The following is a 21,552-nucleotide window of genomic DNA, read 5'->3' as shown; positions in this document are numbered from 1 at the left end:
TCATGCAGCACAACCGGATCCGACGCATCCGAACCGGATCACAACCACGTAAGACACGGTCTTACGGCCGGAATCGATCGCCAGCGGAGTGGATCCCAACCAAAAGCATGCCGGGAACGCAGAGCCGAACGTGCCGGGAACGCATGAGCTGAACGTGGCGAGGATGACGAGCAGAACGGACTGGCTGAGCTGGGCGGGCTCAGGGAACGGAGGGGCTCCCGGGCTAGGGGCGGGTGCGGGGCCGGAAACGCAGGTGGAGGCCGGATGGCTTGAGGGTTAAGGTTTCTCGGACGTCGAGGTGGTAGGTGGGGTCCGGGTCCAGGTCGAATTGGTGGAGGAGGGCGGCCAGGGTGACGGCTATTTCGTGGTGGGCGAATTGGCGGCCGATGCAGGCTCGTGGGCCGGTGCCGAAGGGTTTGTAGGTGCGTGGGGGCAGGGCGCGGAGGTTGTCGGGCAGGAAGCGGTCGGGGTTGAAATCATCGGCGTCGGGCCCCCAGGCCGGATCGCGGTGCGCGGCCTGCAGAAGCACGAGCACCCAGTCCTTCTGCCGGAATCGGTACCTGCCGTCGCACAGTGTGGTGTCCTGTTTGGCGCGCCGGAAGTAGCCGGGGGCGGTGGGCCACAGCCGCAGCGTCTCGTCGACGGCGCGGCGCAGGGAGCGCAGCTTCGGGACGTCCTCGAAGCCGATGCCGGGGAATTGCGCTGTGGGCCAGCGCTGGTCGAGTTCGGCGCGGATGTCGTCCGCGAAGCGCGGGTGCACGGCCAGGTAGTGCAGGGCGAAGGCGATGGTGTTGGCGGAGGTCTCGCTGCCCGCGATGAGGAAGGTCAGGATCTGATTGCGAATATTGGTGGTGTCCAGACCCGTGCCGGTGTCCGGATCCACACCGTCCAGCATGAGATCGAGAATGTCGCGGGTACCCCTGTGCGGCTGGGCTTTTCGCGCCTCGATAATGGCATCGACGAACTCGTGCGCGCGGACGAGATCGGCCAGGTGCCGCCGCTGGTCGGCCCGGCGGAAGACCCGCTCGAACCAGGGCAGCACATCGGTGCGGCGGTTGGCATAGGTCAGTTCCCGAACCATGGCCGCCACGAACGGATTTCGCTGCGAATCGGCCATCGAGCCGAACGAATGAGAGAACCCGGCCCGCGCCATGATCTCGAACGTCAGCGTATTCGCACGCTCCGGAATATCGATCCGATCCGTGCACCCGTCCAGGCTTTCGGTCAGCTCGCGTACCGCGCCGACGATCGTCGCGTGATAGTCGGCCATCGCGGACTTGGTGAACGCGGGGGCCAGAACGTGATGTGCCTTGGCCCAGTTCGGTTCTCGATTGAAGGCCGTGAACAGCCCGTCCCCCGCGAGCGGCCGTAGCTTCATCAGCGAATGGCCGATGTGCTTCTCCCACAGCTGCTCGTTGTTGACCTCCTCGATCGCCGCCGCCCCGGTGACGATGGTCGCGGGAAATCCGAAGAGCTTCTGTTCGAAGACCGGCCCCAGCTCCCGCCCCTGCCGCGCCAGCCGCTGACAGGGTTTGGCGAAGTCCGTGGTCAGCACGTCCCCCAGCAGCGGCAGGCGGTAGGGCGGATGCGGCAGGGTCTGCGGCACCGCCGTCGAAAGCTCTGTCATATCGATTCCCCTGTTCACCGGGCCGGTTCCGGCATGGTGTCGATGGCGGTATCGGGCGGGTGGCTCGCGACGAACCGGCACGCGGCGGGCCACCACGCGGCGAGCCGGACCAGTTCGGCGACCTCCTCCCCCAGCGTGGCAGGCGCCGACGAGAGCGGCATCTCGGTGGCGTCGCCCGGGGCGTCGCCCGGGGCGCAGCACAGGCGCACCGCATAAGCGAGCCGCAGCGCATGGTTCGCGGAATCGATCTCCGACTGCGGAATGTGCTCGGCGGCAACGAATCTCGTTAGAACGGCGGAATCGATCTCGCGGAACCAGGGGCGCAGCTCCAGCATGGCGTCGCGAATCTCGACGGCCGTGCGGTGCAGCTGCAGCACGGTGGCCCGGCGCGGCGGCGGCTCGTCGTCCAGCGGGAGCCTGCTGTCGGGAAACAGGCCGGTCATCGACCGCCACAGGGGCTGCAGGCGACGCCAGCGGCGGCTCGTCGCGTCGACGCCGAGGAGTTCGCCGAGCGATCTACCCAGCGGTGCGGCGGCGACGACCCCGATGACGGTGGCGATCCAGAAGAAGTTCCGCGAATTCGTCTGCAGCCGGTACTCGACGGAATCGACGACCCCGAACTCCTGCAGCACCGCGAGAATCAGCGCGACGGCGGTCGTCACGCCGATCGCCGCACCCGCCGCCGCGATCCCCGCCAACACTGCCCGCTCGCCCCCGGTGATGCCGGGCTGCCGAAACTCCGCTCGGCAACGCCGGATCATCTGGGAGGCGAGGTACAGCGGCAGCACGGCGAACGCCACCCAGACGAACACCTCCGCCATGCCACCGGACACCTCGACCGGCTGTCCTTCCCGCCGCGCCCGCGACCCCGCTACCAGCATCGCGATCGACAACAGCGCGGCGAGACCGTAATAGGCGAACTGTCGCCGCCGCACGACGGCCGGGCACTTCCCCGAGAGCAGATCGATGACGCACAGAAACGGCCCGACCGACGCGACGATGGTGCACAGCGACAACTGCTGCACGGCGGTCACCGTCACCGGAGACACCGTGGCGATTGCCTGCTGCACCGCGTGCTCGCGCAGCAGTTGGGTCGCGGCGATAACCGTGAGCGTGGTGTTGAGGTACTGCTCGGCGCCGCTACCGTTGAACCAGCGCCAGCGGACCGCCACCACGACCACCAGCACGCCGATGAGCGGCCAGGCGATCGCGGCCGAGACCGACGACGTCACCGCTGCCTGAACAGGACGTTGCGGAGGTTCTGCCGCCGGGCGCCCGGCGCCGAGGAGACCATGACCATGGTGGCGAACAGTTCCGCCTCGCGCTCCATCCCGCTGCCGTAACCGGACCGGCCGAGCACGGCCCGCACGGCGGACGGATCGATATCGGGCAGCAGGGCCCGCAAGGTCGCATCGCCCGGCGGACCGCCGTCTCCCGCCGGATAGGCACGGTCGTGACCGAGCACCATATGCCCGACCTCGTGGCACACGATCTGGTCGATGTGGTACTCCGAGGTCCCGCCCTCGTAGACGATCACGTCGTCGTCCTCGCGCATCAACCACAGGCCGCAGGGGCTCTCGACCACGCCGAGCGCGCCGATCGGGACCAGGGTGATCGGACGGCCGCGCAGTTCGGCGACGGTCGCGACGAACCGATCGCGGTCCCAGGGATCCGGGATCGGCAGCCGCTCGAGCGCCTTCCTGATTCGCCTGGCCGATGTTCCCATTACGGTCCGTTCCGAGCCTGTCCTTCGTCTGCCGGTCGGCGCCGGGCGCCCTGCGAGTCGACCGGGGGCAGATTCTCCAGCTCCCTGGCCCGGTCGACGATCGAGGCGATACTGGACAGCGTGCGCGGGGTCAGACCCGACGCGCGCAGGGCCAGATTCCGCACGCCCGCATCCTTCATAGCCTGAAGCAGGCTCAACTGCGAATCGAGCGCGTCGTCCGTGCCGGTGTCGAGCAGGTAGGACGCGGGGACGCCGAAGAACTGCGCGATCGCCCGCAGGTGCGCGACGGTGGGGTTGGTCTTCAATCCCGAGCGCAACTGCCACAGATAGGCCGGGCTGATCGACGTGCCCGTCGCGCTCGTGATCGCCTCCGCCGCAGCGGCATTCGACAGCTGCGGCTCGGACGGCCGATGCATCACCTCGAACAGCCGATTGATCTTGTCGGCCAGGTCGGTCGACACCCCCTCCGGACCGCCGGATGGTGTGTGCTCGTCCCCCACGGCCCCTCCGTCCCGAGTATCGGCAGCTTTGACGACAGTACATCACACAGCCATTGACATATACCAACGTACATGGGACGGTCTGTGTCTACGTAAGTAGACGTAGGCCTCGTCCGGTGTGCACTGGCGCGAAGGGGGAGTCAGTGCGCACCGGACGTCCGGCACCCGCGCTGAGATGCGGGGACGGCGCTCCGGTCGACGACGCCCGGAGCGTTTTGGCGTTTGCGGCGAAAGATGGTGTCGCGCAGCGCCCTCGGCGCGCGACTCGCCGCATCGCACCGGCCGACTCGAGTAGTTCCCCCGATTCGTCGCGTCCGCCGGTGCGGAATGCTCGACGCATGGGCTTACGGAATCGGCATGGTGCACCGTCGAATCGGCGCTTGGGCGGAGCGGTTCGCGGGCAGGCCCGGGTGCAGCCCTCTACTCGGCAGTCGCACCCCGTACGCGGCGTTCTGCCGCCGGGCAGGGGGCGCTGAGGCAGTGTTGCGAGTCGGGATCGCCGCCGCCATCGCAATCGCCGCTGCCGCACTCGGGGCGTGTACGGGCGCGCCGGACCGGAAATCCGAGGCACAGGAACTGGAGCGGGAGGTGCGGGCGCTGCCCGGAGTGACCAGCGCATATGTGAACTACAGCAACGACATCACCCAGGGCGTCACCACGTCCGTCTCAGTGGATATGCACGCCGCCACGATCGACCAGATCGAGGCCGTCGCGGCGTGGGTCGCCGACAGTCACCGGCAGCACTTCGACGAGTACAAGCGATCGGCGAGTTTCTCCGTCGGCGGTGGCACTGTCGAACATCGCACGGACAAGCCGGACCGCCACGTTTTCGTGACCCCGGCACTGGTCGGAGGCGATGCCCGCGCGATCAGAGAGATCCGATCCGCACTGCCGCCCCCGACCACCACCGAAAGCCGGATCGACTGGACCCGAACGGATCTCGGCACCGAACTGACCCTGCACGACGCCGCCGACGATTCCGTACTGAGCGCCGTCCGCTCCGTGATCGGCGATCAACCGGTACCGGTGCGGGTCTTCCCAGCGGTGCGCACCGACATCGCCTGGAAGGTCGACTTCCCGTTCTCCGCCGACGACGATTCCCGAGTGCGCGACATACTTTCCCGCTCGCCCCTACCCGTCCGCAGCGTGGACGTCACGTCCGGCCGCATCGCACGGATGAAGGTCGCGACGGCGAACTCCGCCGAAGCCCACGCCCGATTGGTGTCGCTGATCGACACCGCCACACCAGATCCGGAACACCCGATGCTGCTGGAATGGGAACAACCTCGCCCGTCGAACACCAATAGCGAACCGAAGTTCCAAGGCAGCGTCCACATCGGCGGCTGCACCTACAACACCAAATCGGCGGGAGAACGCGACCCCGAGAAGTACTACACCCCCGAAGCCATCACCCTGCAACGGCAGCTGCGCGACAGGTACGACACCTGCCCCAGGTAGGACCCGTGAACAGCCTCGCGAGTTTCGGACCTGCGCCGCACGCCGTCATCGGCGTCTGTCCAGTTCGGCTTTGATCAATGCGCGGGCTGCCTCCCCGTGGACCGCTCGCTCCGCGAGTTGAGCAAACATCTTGCGGTACAACGCGATCTCCCGGGGCTGCGTGATCGTCAACTCCGCTGAAACGGCCTCCACGGTGACCATACGATCATCGAAGATCACGAAATTCGTTGTCTGCATCGGGAGTTCCGCAGACAACGGAAGGATCTCCAGATGCAGAGTCGGTAAGCTCATCGCAACGAACAGCCTGTCCAGCTGTCCGGCCATTACGTCGTTACTACCGACAGCATTGTGGAGAGCCTGCGCTCCGATGATGAAATGGAAACGTCGGCCACCTCGGTACAGGATCCGTTGCCGTTCCATCCGCTTGGCAACACCCTCACTCAAATCGTCCGGTATCTTATGGAATTCGATCGAGTGGGCCAATACCGCCTCGGCGTATTCAGGCGTTTGAAGCAGCCCAGGAATCAGTATCGGCTGATACGCTCGCATGTACTCTGTCTGCTGAGCAAGTCGCAGTGATTCCTGTTGTCCTCGCTTCGTGCCAGTGCCGAGTATTCGCCGCCATTCGAGATATGCCGCTTCCACATTGTTCAATGTCGCTGTCAGGTCAGGTAGTTGATCGATCTGACCCGTGTGTATGCAATAGGCCCTCAGGTCCGCGATGGTCGGCCGAGCTTTTCCGTATTCGATCTTCGATACCCGGGACTCGTGCCAGCCTGCCAAGTTGGCAAGCTGGCGTCCGGTGAGTCCAGAATTTCGACGCATCTCGCGAAGCCTCCGACCGAAGGCTTCTCTCGCTTCACGAACAGAATCAGTCACAGCCGGACGGATTCATCCGATCGCGAAATGTACTCCTGATACGGCGTCGCGAGTCCCCAGAGCCGCCTTCGGACTTCATTGCAATACTCGACGATCCGGGGGTCTTCCGTAATGCCAGCACCGGCTGGCTTCCCATCTCGATCGATAAGATTGAAGGCAACCGTTTCGGTGTCGAACAGCCACCAATCATCCGATGGAACCTCACCCGCAAGATGGCGCGGCAAATATCGTATGTCTTCACCTGCCTCCACGTTGCTTCGAGTCACCCCAAAGAGCCATCGCTGATAGTCACTGTGGGGCACCGTTACAACCCGTACTCGGCTGACCTTGACGCCTCGCTCGGCAACGGAGCGCATGAACGCGACCCACGGCCGCTCACCGTAATCCGGCTCAGGCTCGCCGTCGAGAAATCGCTGAAATGGTTCGGATTCTTGCGGAACGCCGTACGAGTCCCGAACCTCCAGGTGAAACGCATCGCCAGTGCATCGGCGAAATAGATCATCGAATGGCTTGTCAGTCAGCAGGTACACCGAAATATGTCCTTTCCGCCTTTGGCACCTCAATGGCAGCCTCGTAGCTTTCCATACTCAGCTTCTCCATCATCTGAGAATCGGTCACCGGCTCACCGGTGACAGTAAATGTCCCTCGCCCGGTGTCGATCAACGTCGCGCGGATGAACGATTCGTGCGGAAGATATCCGAGCAGCAGATGTGGAATCTCGACAGTTTCGGACTTTTCGGTGCGCCACCCGACGATCAAGAAGCCTGGATCTGTGGCATACAGGCTCGGACAGTCCCGGTCTCCCGAGCCACCCTTCCCAAGGAACGTGAGATTCAGACACATGTTTCGGCCCCCTATCTCGATGTCGGCCGGTCTGACCGACAGGTCTATCTTCGCTCGGATTGCCAGAACTCGATTCGAATCGGGGAATTTTGGCAAACATTCGCAAACTCATCGACTGGGTTCCGGGTGGCTTCGTAGCGTCCGAGTTGCACTCGACGCCTGGGACGCTTGCCGGTCTCGTCCAGGCCGTACGCAGGACGAACCCAGACCGGGATGGCTCACGATCGATCGATCCTTGGAGTCGATATGAACTGGCGCACAAGGCTTTTCGAGTTTCCCGGTGGAGTACTGGAGGTGCAGGACTACGGCGATACCGATCCGGAGGGTCGCCCGGGGTTCTACATGGAGTTTGTTTACGGTGGCGAAGACAGCGGCGGTGTGGCCGACCGCGAGGCGTCGTGAGCTGGCAGGTCGGTCTGATCGTGGTGGTGGCCATACCGCTCGTTGTCCTGGTGCTCGCGATGGCCTGGCCGGAGCGGTTGCCGAAAGACCGGACCGTTCAGGCGATCCGTGACCGGATCAAACGTGAGGACACCTGACCGATCGCCGCTCCGGCTTCACAACGCCCGAGTTGCGGGAAAGGTGTTGGTGCACTGCGGGTTCGGTGATTCTCACCAGGCCCGGGTGAGGTCGGCGTGCTGGCGGATCCAGGAGTGCATGGCGATTCCGGCGGCGACACCGGCGTTGATGCTGCGGGTGGAGCCGAACTGGGCAATGGAGACGGTCATGACCGCGGATTGTTTGGCCTCGTCGGTGATGCCCGGTCCCTCCTGACCGAACAGCAGCAGGCAATTGCGGGGCAGCCGTGCGGTTTCCAAGGGAATCGAGCCGGGGACGTTATCGACAGCCACCACCGCCAGTTCCTCGCGGTCGGCGAATTCCAGCAGGCCCGCGACGTCCGGGTGGTGCACGATGTGCTGATAGCGGTCGGTGACCATGGCGCCGCGGCGATTCCAGCGGCGACGGCCGACGATGTGCACCGCGGCGGCGGCGAAGGCATTGGCGGTGCGCACCACGGTGCCGATATTGGCGTCGTGCCCGAAGTTCTCGATCGCCACGTGGAAGGGGTGGCGGCGGCGGTCGATATCGGCCACGATCGCCTCGCGCGTCCAATACCGGTAGGCGTCGACGACATTGCGGCGATCGCCGTGCGCGAGCAATTCCGGATCCAGGCGCTGGTCGTCCGGCGGTGTGGCGCCGAACTCCTCCACCCACGGACCCATTCCATGCGGGTGTTCTCCCCATTCGGTGGGACCGGTGGTGTGCGAGTCGTCCAGGTGCGCGCCCTCCGGGTACGCCGCCCCGTTCTCCCGTTGCGCCGCTACATCTTCCCGGGCTTCGTGCCCCTGGCTACCGTCTTCGCGCCCTCGGGTACCGGCCTCGCGCCCTCGGGCATCGTCTTCGCGCCCTCGGACACCCGCCTCGCGCCCTCGGTTACCGTCTTCCCGCCACTGCACACCGTCATCGTGCCGCACGGTCATTTCGGTACCGCGTACGGTCCCGCTCACGACTCCACCTCGCTGGCGCTCGGCTCCATCGTGCGCGATGCGCGCTGTGGTGCCGGTTCGCTCGCAAGCTCGCTCACGCGGGCGCCCTGGCGATGAAAACCGCGATGAGGACGACGTAGCCGACCAGCATGAGCAGGCCGAGCAGGGTCAGCACTGTCGACACGATGCCGAGGACATAACCGGCCTGCACGGTGGAGCGCCCGCCGTACATGCCGCCGGAGTTGTCGATCTCGGTGAGCACCCGGCGCCCCATCACCCAGGCGAACGGCCCGACGAGGCCACACAGCAGGCTCACGATACCCAGGATGAGAATGGTGGTGGCCTGGGGATGCTCAGGCGGTTGGTACTGCGGGTAGCCATAGCCGTACTGCGGCGGCGGGTAATTCACCTGGGTCATCGTAACCGTGCGTCCCGGCTGGTGGTCGCCATCGAGGTCGCGGGCACAACCCCCGTCGCGCCCTGGAACCACGCCGCGCGATGATCGATGCCGACAGCCCGGTGTAGCTGGCCACACCACCGATTCGGTGGGTCACTCCCTCGAATCCGGCCGGGCCCGCGACCAGCATGGAGATATGACCGAGACCTTCGCCGAACCGACCCTGGTGCTCGAGCGCACCGACCGGCCGCCGCTGACCGCCGCACGGGTGGCCCGCGCGATCCTGCGCGCGCCGATCGAGGCCCGGACCTGGAAGGAACTGGCCTATCTGATCGCGGCCTTCGTGCTCGGCGGCATCGCGATCATGTACCTGTTCTTCGGGTACGGCGCCACTCTCTACATGTCCATCGCGCTGATCGGCATCCCGCTGCTGGCGCTGGTGCTGCTGGGCGGGCGGATCTGGGGCCGGATCCATCGCGCGCTCGGTTCCGTTCTCTTGGATACGCCGATGCCCGCGCCGCCGGACTTCGCGCCGCGGCGCGGTTTCTTCGGCTGGCTGCGCAGCGCGTTCACCGATCGCACGTCCTGGCGAGCGTTGGTTTTCCTGATCGCCGAGGTGGTGCTCGGCCTGTTCGCCGGATACGTCGTCCTGGTGTTCATCGCGATGACCGTATTCACCGCGATCTCCCCCATTCCGTGGGCGGTCTTCCATCCGATCAATGTCGACGATCAAGGGCGCGAACATCATTCGCTGTTCCAGTTCGGCGACTTCTACGTCGACACCTGGCCGCGGGCGCTCGGCATGGCCGCGATCGGCATCATCTTGTGCTTCGCACTGCCCTGGCTGGTGCGCGGCGTCGCCTGGCTGCACCGGCTGCTGGCGCTGGCCCTGCTGACCCCGACCGCCCGCGATCGCCGGATGGTGGAGCTGCAGGAGAGCCGCAAGGTCGCCGTGGAGGATTCGGCCGCCACCCTGCGCCGCATGGAACGGGACCTGCACGACGGCACCCAGGCCCGGCTGGTCACCATCGCCATGGCGCTCGGCCGCGCCGAGGAGCGCATCGCCGCCGGGGGCGATGCCACGGATCTGATCGCCGACGCCCACGCCAGCTCCAAGGAGGCCCTCGCCGAGCTGCGGGAACTGGTGCGCGGCATCCATCCGCCCGCGTTGGAACTGGGCCTGGAACCGGCGCTGGAGACGCTGGCCGCCCGCTGCGCCGTGCCGGTCGAACTGCGAGTGCTACTGCCGCAACGGCCCAATCCGGCCATCGAGGCGATCGCCTACTTCTCGGTCGCCGAACTACTCACCAATGTGGTGAAGCATTCCGGCGCCACCAGCGCGTGGGTGTCGGTGCTGCCGACGGGCGGGCACGCCATCGCCGTCTCCGTCCGCGACAACGGACACGGCGGTGTGCTGCAGCCCGCCGTCCCCACGGGGGAGACCATGGTGAGCGGCGGATTGTCGGGGCTGTCCGCGCGGGCCCGGGCGGTCGACGGAGCGTTGACCGTGGACAGCCCGGCGGGCGGGCCTACCGTCGTCACCGTGACGCTGCCGATCGAGGGGCCGCAATGAATGCCTTACGTGTCGTGATTGCCGAGGACAGCGCGATCCTGCGTAACGGTCTGGCCGGGCTGCTCGGCGACCGCGGCCACGAGGTCGTCGAAATGGTCGGTGACGCAACACGTTTGAGCGAGGTGATCGCCGAGCACCGGCCCGATGTCGCGGTAGTGGATGTGCGGATGCCGCCGTCGTTCACCGACGAGGGCCTGCTCGCCGCGATCGAGCTGCGCCGCAAGTTCCCGGATGTCGGTGTGCTGGTGTTCTCCCAGTGGGTCGAAACCCGGTATGCCACAGAACTTCTCGCGGGCGGGGCGAGCGGGGTCGGCTATCTGCTCAAGGACCGGGTGGCCGACGTGCGCGAGTTCGTCGACGCCCTGCAGCGCGTCGCCACCGGCGGCACCGCCCTCGACCCGGAAGTTGTGAGCCAGTTGATGGGCGCGGCACGCCAACAGGATTCGCTGGCCCGGCTGACTCCGCGCGAGCGCGAGGTGCTGGAGCTGATGGCCCAGGGCCTGACCAATGCCGCCATCGCCCAGTCGCTCACCGTCACCGAGCGCGCGGTCGAGAAGCACATCGGCAACATCTTCTCGAAGCTGGAACTGCCGCCATCGGATACGCATCACCGCCGGGTCCTGGCGGTGCTGCGGTTGCGAGGCTGAACCACCCCGCTTCGTCGCCTGATATGTCCCCTGCTCGGAAACCTACCGTGGCACCATCGTTTCGACGTCACACCGATCGACCAGTCGAGAATCCATGTCGGCGAGACGGTTTAGCCTCGAGTGCACCCGGGGATCGGTCAAAAAGTACTGTGCCGCAGCGTAAGTCGAGAGGATGGCGCCCTCCGTGACTCGGCGGGAGCGGTCGGTGCGGGCGAACAGGCGACGCAGCACGATCAGGCCGTCGGAGACGGTGAACAGTAGCGCGCCCAGGCCGAGGCGGCTGCGGGGATCGCGGTTCGGAAGATTCATTCCCGCAATATTTTTCGCGTCCGGGGCCAAGCTGGGATCGGAGGCGAGGACCGCGGCGGCGCCCAGTGCCGCGCCGTAAGAGGACAGCGGCACAGCGAGATTCGGCGCCTTGGCCCGTAGCAGCGCACCGGCGCCCACCCACGCGGCCACCCGTGGCAGCGCGATCGCCGGACGCGGCCGCGCGCCCCGCCGCCACCACAGCGCGGAGTACCCGGTCTGCATCACCGCGAAAGCCGAAGCGCCCGCGACCAATCGACGATCATCGTCCGGATCAATCAGCAGCATGTCCCCGACGGTCGCGGCGCCGAGTGCGCCGAGCAGCACCCGCCGCTCCGTGCGATCGAGCCGCGCACCGCTGTGCAGCAGGTCGGCGGCCAGCAGCGGCATGAGCAAAGGCTTTGTGGCCCACTGCCATCGGTCCCGCCCCGTCACCGCCGAGTAGACGGTTGCCGTGGCCGCTGCGACATATGCCGCACGAAATGGTCGCGCCATCGTAGGGAACCTTAGCTTTCAGTGATGGCCCCGGCCACAAGCATGCCGGGGATGCGGGTGGCGGCTATGCCGGGGATGCGGGTGGTGGTCATGGTGGGTGGGTCAAAAACTGGGGTCTATCGGCTTGGGAGGGAGTGTTACTACCTGGCCCGCGTAGCTGAGGCCTGCGCCGAAGCCTAGGACCAGGGCCAGTTGGCCGCCCTTGGCCTTGCCGGTGACCAGCATCTCCTCCATCGCCAGCGGGATGGAGGCGGCGGAGGTGTTCCCGGTGTTCTCGATGTCCCCGGCCATCGGGATGTCCTCGGCCAAGCCCAGATTCTTCTTCATCAGCTCGTTGATTCGGGCGTTGGCCTGGTGCGGGATGAACACCTCGATGTCCTCCTTGGCCACTCCGGACAGCTCGAGCGCACTGGACAGCGCCCGCGGCAGCGTCACCGCCGCCCAGCGGAACACCCGCGGGCCCTCCATCCGCAGCGACATCCGGCCCACCGGCTCCAGGGCCGGGTCGGTGCCCTGCAGCGCCTGCGCCTTGTTCATGAACTCGAGGAAGTCGACATCCTGGGCGATCGCCCCGGCGTTCTCGCCGTCACTGCCCCACACCGTCGGGGAGATGCCGTTCTCCTCGCTGGGCCCGACCACGACCGCGCCCGCGCCGTCGCCGAAGATCATCGCCGTGCCGCGGTCGGTGGGGTCGAGGCCGACCGTCATCGTCTCCGCGCCGATCACAAGCACGTACTCGGCCGACCCGGCCCGAATCATGTCGACGGCCACGCTCAGGCCATAGCCGAACCCACCGCAGCCGGAGGTCAGGTCGAAGGCCGGAATGCCGTTCATCCCCAGGTCGTAGGCGACCGACGGAGCCCCGTGCGGGGTCAGCTTCAGCCAGCTCGAGGTCGCCAGCACCAGCGTGCCGATCTTCGCGCGATCCACGCCGCTGTTGACGAGCGCCCGCTCACCCGCGGCCACGGCCATCGTCTGCAGCGTCTCGTCGCCGCTGATCCAGCGCCGGTTGCGAATGCCGGTGCGCTCGAAGATCCACTCGGGAGTGGAGTCGAGCATCTCGCACACCTCGGCGTTGCTGACGATGCGCCGCGGTCGGTAGGCACCGATGCCGAGCATCGCGACGTTCTCGCGACCCCTCTGGACTGCGATGGTCATCCGAGCGCCAGATCCTTCAGTCCGAGAATCGACCGGTACTCGAGGCCCTCCTCCGCGATCACCTTGTCCGCACCGGTTTCCCGGTCGACGACGGTGGCCACCCCGACCACGGTCGCCCCGGCATCACGCAGCGCGCGCACCGCGGTGAGCGGCGAATTTCCCGTGGTGGTGGTGTCCTCCACCACCAGCACCCGCTTGCCCGCCACGTCCGGACCCTCGATCTGGCGCTGCATGCCGTGCGTCTTGGCGGCCTTGCGCACGACGAACGCGTCCAGCGGGCGGCCCGGGGCGTGCAGCATGGCCAGGGCGACCGGGTCGGCGCCCATAGTGAGTCCGCCGACGGCGTCGAAATCCCAGTCGGCGACCAGTTCGCGCAGCAGCGTGCCGATCAGTGGCCCGGCCTGATGCTGCAGGGTCGCCCGGCGCAGGTCGACGTAGTAGTCGGCTTCCTTGCCCGACGACAGGATGACCCTGCCGTGCACGACGGCCAGCTCGCGCACGAGCTCCGCCAATCTGTCTCGGTCCGTCGTGGACTCGATCATGTATTTATGTCCTTCCGCGTGCGTTGAACATGCCTCGGTTGAGGCGGACCTGCACGGACCTCGGGATCAGTCCGGCGACCGCCGTCAGCGCTTTGTACTGCACACCGGGCACACTGATCACCCGGTCCTTCTCCAGGTCGTGCATCGAGCCGGCCACGACCTGATCCACACTCAGCCACATCGGTTTCGGCAGCGAGGACATGTCGATTCCCGCTCGCCGATGGAATTCGGTGCGCACGAAGCCCGGGCACAGCGCCTGCACCCGAACCCCGGTTCCGGCGAGTCCGCTCGCCAGTCCTTCGCTCAAGGATATGACGTAGGCCTTCGAGGCCGAATAGGTCGAACCACGTCCGGGCACCAGGCCCGCGACGCTGGCCACATTCACGACCGATCCCTTGGCCGCGGCGATCATCGAGGGCAGCGCGGCCCTGGTCAGCTGCACCACCGCGGTGACGTTGACATCCAGCTGCGCCTGCAGACGGGCGGGGTCGACGGACCAGAACTCACCGGACAGGCCGAATCCCGCGTTGTTGACCAGGAATTCGACCCCCTTGTCGAGGCGGGCCGCGACCCGGTCGCGGTCGGCGGCGTCGGCCAGGTCGGCCCGCAGAATCTCGGACCGGGTGTCGAAGCGCCGCCGCAGCTCCTCGGCGAGCGCCATGAGTCGCTGCTCGTCGCGCGCCACCAGCACCAGGTCGTAGCCGAGCGAGGCCAGGCGCTCGGCATAGCCCTGTCCGATTCCGGAGGTGGGGCCGGTGATCACGGCGACGGGACGGGTGGCGCCGGGCAGACGCGCGGCCGCAGGAGAATCACTCATGCGGCCATCATCCCGCACCCGTCATCGGGGTGCGGGGCCCTGATACGGGCGGAACCCGGGATGGAACGGACCGCCCGGCTGCTCGGGGAGTTCGTCGCGGGTGCGCCCCTCGCGCCACTCGTCCTCGACGAAATCGTCCTCGAAATCGGCTGCGGGAGAATCGGTGTCGTCGTCCTCCGGTAGCTCCTCGGCGGGCGGCCAGTCGCGCCGGATGCGCTGGCGCGGATCGGGCACGACCGCCAGTTGCGGGCGGCGCGGCGGCTCCGGATCGGTCTCGCCCGCGATGTCCTTGACCAGCGGGGCGAAATCGGCGTCCTCGTCCTCGTCCTCGTACTCGTAGCGGCGGTCTTCGACGCGCCGTGCGGCCTCGAACCGTCCACCCGCGTGGTCGCGGTCCTCGTCGTAGGCGCGGTCGCCGTACTGACCGTCGTCGTCGGCACGATCCTTGCCATAGGCACCGGCGTACGGGCGGCCCTCGTCGTAGGCGTCGTCGCCACCGGGGCGGTCGTCGTAGGCGCGATCGTCGTCGTAGGCCTTGCCCGCGTACGCGCGATCGTCGTCGTAGGCCTTACCGGCGTACGCGCGATCGTCGTCGTAGGCGGGGTCGTCGTACTCCGCGTCGTCGTCGAAACGCGCGGCCGCGTAGCGCGCATCCCGACCCGGGTGGTCGTCCTCGTCCGGCTCGGGACCGCGGGGCCGCGGGCGGGGGCGGCCCGGATCGTGCAGATCACCGTCGCGACGGCTCGCGTCGGAACCACCGGCCACGGGCGGCAGCACGTGCAGCAGACCGGACAGCCGCAGCACCGCGTCGATGGCGCCCTCCCAGTCCCGCGACGTGGCGCCGACCGGCAGCATGCCCAGGGTCCAGTTGCCCTCGCTCCACAGCTGCTGCACCGAATCCGGCAGCGATTCGATGAAGGCGACCATGCGCTGGTCGACGGCATGGCGGGCGATATCCGGATTGGTCGCGAAGACCACGCGGTCCCCGATCGCGCCGAGTAGCTCGAGATCGGCGTCCTTCGGCGGCGACGCCGTCTTCAGCCGCAGGTCGATATCGATGTCGGAGCCGATCTGGCGGCGCACCGCGACGAGCGTCGCCGCGTCCTCCAGGTCGAACAGCACGAACTTCTCGCCCTTGCGGTTGCCCGAGACCACGTCCACGGCGGAGAGATAGCCGAGTTTCGCCATGGCCCCGCGGCGCCAGTTGGACGCCAGCGACGGTTCGACGGATACGTAGGTGTAGCCCTGCGACTTTGCCCAGACCTGCCGCACATGACCGGTCCGCTGCCGCTGGAGCCGATCGAAATACAACAGCACGATCGCACCCACCAGTGCGATCGCTGCAAGCCCGAACCAGATTGCTGCGGTCATCGCCGTCGAGTCTAGTTGGCGCACGCGCGCCACGGTGGGCGCACGCCGGTGCGTGGCGGGTTGACGCGTCCCGCGACGGCTCCGGCGCGGTTATCTCGGCGGGGTGACCGAGGTGCTGATGATGATTTTGGCCAGGATGGAGCCGTCCGGGGCCTTGTCGCCCTGCACCACTACCATGTCGCCGGGGTGCAGATCGGTGACCGCGCTCGATCCCGACGCGATGATCTGGGTCTGCGCGTCGGTGTGCACCGTGACCGTCGTACTCAGCAGCGACTCGATGGTCAGGGTGGAGCCGTCGTTGGTGCTGATCGTGCCCATGGTGGCGCCGATATCGTCGATATCGCCGAGGCCAGGCAGCGGCGGCAGCCCCGGCTGCTGACTACCGGAGGGATTCGGCGGGACGACCGGGATGCGCGACGCCGACGTCGACCGGGTGCCGGTGTTACCGGCCGTCGTGGAGGAGGAATCGTCCCCCGCCAGGAACAGCCCCGCGGCGATTCCGCCCAGTACCACCAGCACGAAGATGGCCGCCGTGATCGCGATCCACAGGCCGGTGCGGCTGCGGCGCGGCGGTTCCCCAGGTGGACCGGGTGGACCGATCGGCTGCGTGGGGCCACCCGGCGGCGCACCGGCGGGAGCGACGCCCTGCTGGTCGTACCCCGGCGCCCCCGGGTAGCCGCCGTAGGGATCCTCGTATCCGCCCCAGGCACTGTCGTAGGGCGGCAGCTCCCGAGTCGCATTGGGTCCGGGCGTCTGATCGAAATACGGATAGGCCCGGGTGGGCTCATGCTGCTGCGGATACTGGTACCCCACGGTCGGATCGGCCCCCTGGCCGTACGCCTCCGAGTACTCCGACGTGTGCAGCTCCGGCTCGCCCGGCCGCTCCGACGGGCCGACCCGCTCGGTCGGCGCATCGGGCGAATCCGGCCGCTGCGCCCACGGGTCACTCGGATTCGTCATGCCGTCCAGCGTAGGTGCAGATCCGGAATACAGCGGGTAAGTGCCCCACGGGAACGCCTCTCGCTATGACCTCCCGACGATCAGGCCGTCGCCGTCCGGGGAGACGGAGACCTTCACCAGGTCGCCGTCGGCCACTTCGCCTGCCAGCAGTTCCTTGGCGAGCGAGTCGCCGATGGCCTGCTGGATCAGTCGGCGCAGCGGGCGGGCGCCGTAGGCCGGGTCGTAGCCGCGCACGGCCAGCCAGAACCGGGCCGAATCGCTGACGTCCAGCTTCAGCCGCCGCTGGGCCAGGCGCTTCTGCAGCTGAGCCAGCTGGATGTCGACGATGTCCTCCAACTCCTCCTCGTTCAGCGCGTGGAACATCACCACGTCGTCGAGGCGGTTGAGGAACTCCGGCTTGAACGCCGAGCGCACGGCGTTCATCACGAAGTCCTGATCGCCGCCCGCCCCCAGGTTGGAGGTGAGGATGAGGATGGTGTTGCGGAAGTCGACCGTGCGGCCCTGGCCGTCGGTCAACCGGCCCTCGTCGAGCACCTGCAGCAGGATGTCGAACACGTCCGGGTGGGCCTTCTCGATCTCGTCGAACAGCACCACCGTGTAGGGCCGCCGCCGCACCGCCTCGGTCAGCTGGCCGCCCTGGTCGTATCCGACGTAACCGGGCGGGGCGCCGACCAGGCGAGCCACCGAATGCTTCTCGGAGTACTCGCTCATATCGATGCGGATCATGGCGCGCTCGTCGTCGAACAGGAAGTCCGCCAACGCCTTCGCCAGCTCGGTCTTGCCGACGCCGGTCGGGCCGACGAACATGAACGAGCCGGTCGGCCGGTTCGGGTCGGCCACCCCGGCGCGCGCCCGGCGCACCGCGTCGGAGACGGCCTGCACGGGCTGCTTCTGCCCGACCACGCGCTTGCCGAGCTCCTCCTCCATGCGCAGCAGCTTCTGGGTCTCGCCCTCGAGCATGCGGCCCACCGGGATTCCGGTCCACGACGACACCACCTCGGCAATATCGTTGGGCCCCACCTCTTCCTGGAGCATGACCTCGCCGTCCGCGGCGGTGCCCGCCTTCTTCTCGGCCTCGGCCAGTTGCTTCTCCAGCTGCGGGATGCGGCCGTAGCGCAGCTCGGCGGCCTTACCGAGATCGCCGTCGCGTTCGGCGCGCTCGGATTCGCCCCGGAGCGTCTCGAGCTCCTCCTTGACGACGCGGACCGAGTCGATGGCCTGCTTCTCGTTCTGCCAGCGAGCCATCAGCTGGCTGAGCTTCTCGCGATCGTCGGCCAGCTCCTGGCGCAGCTTCTCCAGCCGCTGCTTGGAGGCCTCGTCGGTCTCCTTGGCCAGGGCCATCTCCTCTATCTCGAGGCGCCGCACGGCCCGCTCGACCTCGTCGATCTCGACGGGGCGCGAGTCGATTTCCATGCGCAGCCGCGAGGCGGACTCGTCGACCAGATCGATCGCCTTGTCCGGCAGGAACCGCGAGGTGATGTAGCGGTCCGACAGCGTGGCCGCGGCGACCAGCGCGGAGTCGGTGATGCGCACGCCGTGGTGCACCTCGTAGCGCTCCTTGAGTCCGCGCAGGATGCCGATGGTGTCCTCGGCCGAGGGCTCGCCGACCAGCACCTGCTGGAAGCGGCGCTCCAGGGCGGCATCCTTCTCGATGTGCTTGCGGTACTCGTCCAGCGTGGTCGCGCCGACCAGCCGCAGTTCGCCGCGGGCGAGCATCGGCTTGATCATGTTGCCCGCGTCCATGGCCGATTCGCCGGTGGCGCCCGCGCCGACGATGGTGTGCAGCTCGTCGATGAAGGTGATGACCTCCCCGGCGCTCTGCTTGATCTCCTCGAGCACGGCCTTGAGCCGCTCCTCGAACTCGCCGCGGTACTTCGCACCGGCCACCATCGCGCCCAGGTCCAGGGCGACAAGTCGCTTGCCGCGCAACGATTCCGGCACGTCACCGGCGATGATGCGCTGGGCCAGGCCCTCCACGATCGCGGTCTTGCCGACGCCGGGCTCGCCGATCAGCACCGGGTTGTTCTTGGTGCGGCGGCTCAGCACCTGTACGACGCGGCGGATCTCGGTATCGCGGCCGATGACCGGATCGAGCTTGCCTTCGCGGGCCGAGGCGGTCAGATCGGTGGAGTACTTCTCCAGCGCCTGATAGCTGCCCTCGGGATCTGGCGAGGTCACCCGGGTGTTGCCGCGGACGGCGGTGAACGCCTCGCGCAGCGCGTCGGCGGTGGCGCCGTATTTCAGCAGCAGCTGCGAGACATCGGAGTCGCCCTCGGCCAGGCCGACCATCAGGTGCTCGGTGGAGACGTACTCGTCGCCGAGTTCGGTGGCCAGCTTCTGCGCGGCGGTGACCGCGGCCAGCGATTCGCGTCCCAGCTGCGGCGATGTGGTGGCGCCGGTCGCCCGGGGGAGCCGGTCGACGATGTCCTGGGCCTCGCGCCGCACCGCTGCCGGGTCGACAGCGACGGCCTTCAGCAAGGGGGCGGCGATGCCATCGGTCTGATCCAGCAACGCCACCAACAAGTGCGCCGGACGGATCTCCGGATTGCCCGCGGCGGAGGCCGCCTGCAGGGCGGCGGTCAGCGCCGCCTGGGTCTTGGTGGTGGGATTGAACGAGTCCACGTGCACCTTCCTACTAGTCGATTCCGCAGCGCCCGATGTGCTGCTCCGATCAGTTCAACGCCGTAGAAGTTGAGTGTGTTCCGCTCAAGCCTAGATTTTTGACCCGAGTCAACGCTACGCGCCGCGAACGAAACCGAATGCCCTGAATTGCATAACTATTCGGTGCACTCTGCCTACGATGGCCGTGCTCGACGCATCACCCAGCTGACCGAACACCCGTTCCGGACGAATGGAGCAGCGATGCGCGCGATGGTGGTACAGAAGTTCGGTGACCGGCCCGGGTCGGGCGATATGCCGACGCCGGAGCCGGGGCCCGGCAGCATCCAGATCCGGATCGAGGCGGCCGGGGTCAATCCCTACGACCGCAAGCTCATCGACGGCATCCTCCAGGGCAAGCTTCCCTACGATTTTCCGATGATTCCGGGGGTCGACGGCGCCGGAACGGTCTCCGCCGTGGGCGCCGGCGTCGGCGTCTTCTCGATCGGCGACCGGGTGGCGGGGAAGTTCCTGGTCCCGCCGATCGGGCACGGCACCTTCGCCGAATTCACCACCGCGCCCGAGGACAAGGCCACCCTGATCCCCGACGAGGTCACCGCCCTGCAGGCCGCGGCGCTGCCGACGGCCGGACTCACCGCCCAGGACCTGGCCGACGCGACCGGCATCGGCTCCGGTCGACTGGTGCTGATCAACGGCGCGGCGGGCGGCGTCGGCTCGTTCCTGGTACAGCTGGCCGCCACGGCCGGGGCGCAGGTGATCGCCACGGCCCGCCCCGACGACAGCGACCGGATGATCCGGCTGGGCGCGACAGAGGTGGTCGACTACACCCGGGCCCCGGTCGGCGACTCGGTGCACTTCGCCCATCCGGACGGCATCGACGTGCTGATCGACCTGGTCTCTCCCGCACCGCAACTGGCCGACCTCACGCGGATCGTGCGACCGGGCGGCCTGGTCTACAGCACGATCTTCGCCGCCGACGAGGCCGCACTGCGCGCCCGCGGCCTGAAGGGCGGCAACTTCGAATCCACCGGCGGGGCCCCCGAACTGCGCCGCCTGCTGCAGCGCGTGGCCGACGGCGACGTGGTGGTCCCGATCGACGCGGTCCGCCCGCTCACCGACGCCCCCGACGTGCTGGGCGCGAGCGGTGCCCGCGGGAAGACGGTGCTCGTCGTCTGAGCGGAAGTTCCCAGCCCCGGGACGAACCGCGTCCGTCGGTCACGATCTGTGGGGCGTCACGACCTGCGACAGAGGGAGCCCACCATGACGACAGCGGCACACCTGCCCGGTCGTGCGGTCGCCGCGGTCCGCAACCGGATCGATCGCGGCCCCGGTGGCGGCAGCGACAATTCGGCCCTGGTGATCGCGCCGGGCAACTGGGAGGCCAGCGACCCGTTCCTGCAACTGTCCGAGAACTGGTTCAGCACAACGGGATTCGACTGGCATCCACTGCGTGGCTTCGAAGCCGTCACCTATGTCGTCGACGGTGAACTCGAGTATCGCGACAATCGCGACGGCGGCGGTGTGCTGGAACCCGGTGACGCGCACTGGCTGACGGCCGGACGGGGCGTCATGCACGCGGAGGCCGCGCACCGCGGGCGGCCGGTGCACACCCTGCGCCTGTGGCTGAACCTACCCGCCGCCGACAAGTTCGCCGAACCGTCCGCGCGGGAACTGCGCGGCGCGCAGATGCCGGCGCGGTCCGAGGAGGGTGTGCTCGTGCGGGTATTCGCCGGACGATCCGGCGATATCACCGGACCCGCCTCCGGTCACCTGCCGGTCACCCTCGTCGATGCCCGCATCGAGCCCGGACACACCCTGAGCCAGGAGATCCCGGCGGGACAGCGCGGCTTCGCCTACGTGCTCGAGGGCGGCGGGCGCTTCGGCGCCGACGGCACCGCCGCGCGTGCGGGCCAGGTGGTGCACCTCGAGATCGCCGACACCGAGACCTCCCTGTCGATCACCGCGGACACCGGCCTGCGCGTGCTGCTGTGCACCGGGAGCCCGATCGCCGAGCCGGTGGTCGCCTTCGGCCCGTTCGTGATGAACACCGACGATCAGATCCGCCAAACCCTGATCGACTACAAACGCGGGTCCTTCGGGCCGTTCCCGGCCGCTTGAGCGTCCTGCCTCGTCGAACGTCGTTCGCG

Annotated in this window: 24 protein-coding genes; 8 read left to right on the top strand and 16 right to left on the bottom strand. The window is 67.7% G+C overall.

All coding sequences use genetic code 11. The features are described from left to right. Positions 1-223 precede the first annotated feature (223 nt). Genes ACYVLQ_RS24965 through ACYVLQ_RS24950 form a run of 4 tightly spaced genes read right to left on the bottom strand, consistent with a single transcriptional unit; the run spans position 224 to position 3,769 of the window. The gene (locus tag ACYVLQ_RS24965) at positions 224-1,627 is read right to left on the bottom strand and encodes a cytochrome P450 (protein ID WP_460699947.1); all 1,404 of its coding nucleotides are present in this window, start codon (positions 1,625-1,627) and stop codon (positions 224-226) included. Between the two features lie 14 nt (positions 1,628-1,641). Further along, on the bottom strand, positions 1,642-2,859 hold the full coding sequence (locus tag ACYVLQ_RS24960; RefSeq protein ID WP_460699946.1) for an MAB_1171c family putative transporter: 1,218 nt from the start codon (positions 2,857-2,859) through the stop codon (positions 1,642-1,644). Then, positions 2,856-3,353, bottom strand: a complete 498-nt coding sequence (locus ACYVLQ_RS24955) for a hypothetical protein (RefSeq protein WP_460699945.1) — start codon at positions 3,351-3,353, stop codon at positions 2,856-2,858. Before ACYVLQ_RS24955 ends, ACYVLQ_RS24960 begins: the two co-directional genes overlap by 4 nt. After that, entirely contained in the window at positions 3,353-3,769 is a 417-nt protein-coding gene (locus ACYVLQ_RS24950; protein WP_460699956.1) for a helix-turn-helix domain-containing protein, read from the bottom strand. The genes ACYVLQ_RS24955 and ACYVLQ_RS24950 overlap by 1 nt, the downstream gene beginning before the upstream one ends. Positions 3,770-4,333: 564 nt before the next feature. Here ACYVLQ_RS24950 and ACYVLQ_RS24945 point away from each other — a divergent pair. Then, positions 4,334-5,311 carry a hypothetical protein gene (locus ACYVLQ_RS24945; RefSeq protein ID WP_460699944.1) on the top strand — a complete coding sequence of 326 codons (978 nt, stop codon included), beginning with the start codon at positions 4,334-4,336 and terminating at the stop codon, positions 5,309-5,311. Positions 5,312-5,356: 45 nt separating this feature from the next. On the opposite strand, the gene ACYVLQ_RS24940 is transcribed toward ACYVLQ_RS24945, so the two are convergent. From ACYVLQ_RS24940 to ACYVLQ_RS24930, 3 genes are read right to left on the bottom strand one after another with little or no spacing between them, the layout of a single operon-like run. Continuing rightward, positions 5,357-6,190 carry a helix-turn-helix domain-containing protein gene (locus tag ACYVLQ_RS24940; RefSeq protein ID WP_460699943.1) on the bottom strand — a complete coding sequence of 278 codons (834 nt, stop codon included), beginning with the start codon at positions 6,188-6,190 and terminating at the stop codon, positions 5,357-5,359. Continuing rightward, on the bottom strand, positions 6,187-6,720 hold the full coding sequence (locus ACYVLQ_RS24935; RefSeq protein WP_460699942.1) for a DUF6879 family protein: 534 nt from the start codon (positions 6,718-6,720) through the stop codon (positions 6,187-6,189). The genes ACYVLQ_RS24940 and ACYVLQ_RS24935 overlap by 4 nt, the downstream gene beginning before the upstream one ends. Further along, positions 6,704-6,949, bottom strand: a complete 246-nt coding sequence (locus ACYVLQ_RS24930; RefSeq protein ID WP_460699941.1) for a hypothetical protein — start codon at positions 6,947-6,949, stop codon at positions 6,704-6,706. The genes ACYVLQ_RS24935 and ACYVLQ_RS24930 overlap by 17 nt, the downstream gene beginning before the upstream one ends. 330 nt (positions 6,950-7,279) lie before the next feature. Between ACYVLQ_RS24930 and ACYVLQ_RS24925 the strand changes: the two genes are divergently transcribed. Beyond that, positions 7,280-7,435, top strand: a complete 156-nt coding sequence (locus ACYVLQ_RS24925) for a hypothetical protein (RefSeq protein ID WP_460699940.1) — start codon at positions 7,280-7,282, stop codon at positions 7,433-7,435. Then, complete coding sequence (locus ACYVLQ_RS24920) at positions 7,432-7,572, top strand: hypothetical protein (RefSeq protein WP_460699939.1); 141 nt, start codon at positions 7,432-7,434, stop codon at positions 7,570-7,572. Before ACYVLQ_RS24925 ends, ACYVLQ_RS24920 begins: the two co-directional genes overlap by 4 nt. A 72-nt stretch (positions 7,573-7,644) precedes the next feature. On the opposite strand, the gene ACYVLQ_RS24915 is transcribed toward ACYVLQ_RS24920, so the two are convergent. Continuing rightward, positions 7,645-8,256 (bottom strand): TrmH family RNA methyltransferase, encoded by a 612-nt coding sequence (locus ACYVLQ_RS24915; protein ID WP_460699938.1) that lies wholly within the window; start codon positions 8,254-8,256, stop codon positions 7,645-7,647. A 39-nt stretch (positions 8,257-8,295) separates the two neighbouring features. On the opposite strand from ACYVLQ_RS24915, the gene ACYVLQ_RS24910 reads away from it, so the two are divergent. After that, entirely contained in the window at positions 8,296-8,637 is a 342-nt protein-coding gene (locus tag ACYVLQ_RS24910; RefSeq protein ID WP_460699937.1) for a hypothetical protein, read from the top strand. Here ACYVLQ_RS24910 and ACYVLQ_RS24905 read toward each other — a convergent pair. After that, positions 8,615-8,929 carry a DUF4190 domain-containing protein gene (locus ACYVLQ_RS24905; RefSeq protein WP_460699936.1) on the bottom strand — a complete coding sequence of 105 codons (315 nt, stop codon included), beginning with the start codon at positions 8,927-8,929 and terminating at the stop codon, positions 8,615-8,617. The genes ACYVLQ_RS24910 and ACYVLQ_RS24905 overlap by 23 nt on opposite strands. A gap of 184 nt (positions 8,930-9,113) precedes the next feature. Here ACYVLQ_RS24905 and ACYVLQ_RS24900 point away from each other — a divergent pair, with 184 nt between their 5' ends. Both ACYVLQ_RS24900 and ACYVLQ_RS24895 read left to right on the top strand, forming a co-directional pair. Continuing rightward, positions 9,114-10,490 carry a sensor histidine kinase gene (locus ACYVLQ_RS24900; protein ID WP_460699935.1) on the top strand — a complete coding sequence of 459 codons (1,377 nt, stop codon included), beginning with the start codon at positions 9,114-9,116 and terminating at the stop codon, positions 10,488-10,490. Continuing rightward, on the top strand, positions 10,487-11,137 hold the full coding sequence (locus ACYVLQ_RS24895; protein ID WP_460699934.1) for a LuxR C-terminal-related transcriptional regulator: 651 nt from the start codon (positions 10,487-10,489) through the stop codon (positions 11,135-11,137). Before ACYVLQ_RS24900 ends, ACYVLQ_RS24895 begins: the two co-directional genes overlap by 4 nt. A gap of 42 nt (positions 11,138-11,179) precedes the next feature. Here ACYVLQ_RS24895 and ACYVLQ_RS24890 read toward each other — a convergent pair whose 3' ends face one another. The 7 genes from ACYVLQ_RS24890 to clpB form a co-directional block, all read right to left on the bottom strand. Next, a complete protein-coding gene (locus ACYVLQ_RS24890; RefSeq protein ID WP_460699933.1) occupies positions 11,180-11,938 on the bottom strand; it encodes a lysoplasmalogenase in 759 nt (252 codons plus the stop codon). A gap of 102 nt (positions 11,939-12,040) precedes the next feature. Continuing rightward, the gene (locus ACYVLQ_RS24885) at positions 12,041-13,096 is read right to left on the bottom strand and encodes a beta-ketoacyl-ACP synthase III (RefSeq protein ID WP_460699932.1); all 1,056 of its coding nucleotides are present in this window, start codon (positions 13,094-13,096) and stop codon (positions 12,041-12,043) included. Beyond that, a complete protein-coding gene (gene pyrE / locus ACYVLQ_RS24880; protein WP_460699931.1) occupies positions 13,093-13,638 on the bottom strand; it encodes an orotate phosphoribosyltransferase in 546 nt (181 codons plus the stop codon). The genes ACYVLQ_RS24885 and pyrE overlap by 4 nt, the downstream gene beginning before the upstream one ends. Positions 13,639-13,642: 4 nt before the next feature. After that, on the bottom strand, positions 13,643-14,455 hold the full coding sequence (locus ACYVLQ_RS24875) for an SDR family NAD(P)-dependent oxidoreductase (RefSeq protein ID WP_460699930.1): 813 nt from the start codon (positions 14,453-14,455) through the stop codon (positions 13,643-13,645). 21 nt (positions 14,456-14,476) lie between these two features. After that, complete coding sequence (locus tag ACYVLQ_RS24870) at positions 14,477-15,826, bottom strand: hypothetical protein (RefSeq protein WP_460699929.1); 1,350 nt, start codon at positions 15,824-15,826, stop codon at positions 14,477-14,479. 90 nt (positions 15,827-15,916) lie between these two features. Further along, the gene (locus ACYVLQ_RS24865) at positions 15,917-16,786 is read right to left on the bottom strand and encodes a DUF5666 domain-containing protein (protein WP_460699928.1); all 870 of its coding nucleotides are present in this window, start codon (positions 16,784-16,786) and stop codon (positions 15,917-15,919) included. A 63-nt stretch (positions 16,787-16,849) separates the two neighbouring features. Then, positions 16,850-19,408 (bottom strand): ATP-dependent chaperone ClpB, encoded by a 2,559-nt coding sequence (gene clpB / locus ACYVLQ_RS24860; protein WP_460699927.1) that lies wholly within the window; start codon positions 19,406-19,408, stop codon positions 16,850-16,852. A gap of 240 nt (positions 19,409-19,648) precedes the next feature. Between clpB and ACYVLQ_RS24855 the strand changes: the two genes are divergently transcribed. Together ACYVLQ_RS24855 and ACYVLQ_RS24850 are read left to right on the top strand one after the other, a co-directional pair. Further along, positions 19,649-20,581 carry an NADP-dependent oxidoreductase gene (locus ACYVLQ_RS24855; protein ID WP_460699926.1) on the top strand — a complete coding sequence of 311 codons (933 nt, stop codon included), beginning with the start codon at positions 19,649-19,651 and terminating at the stop codon, positions 20,579-20,581. An 84-nt stretch (positions 20,582-20,665) separates the two neighbouring features. Continuing rightward, positions 20,666-21,523, top strand: a complete 858-nt coding sequence (locus ACYVLQ_RS24850; RefSeq protein WP_460699925.1) for a pirin family protein — start codon at positions 20,666-20,668, stop codon at positions 21,521-21,523. Positions 21,524-21,552 lie beyond the last annotated feature (29 nt).

Source organism: Nocardia thraciensis (assembly GCF_054782435.1).
Note: the sequence above shows the minus strand (reverse complement) of the source record. Positions and strands in the feature narration are given on the sequence as shown.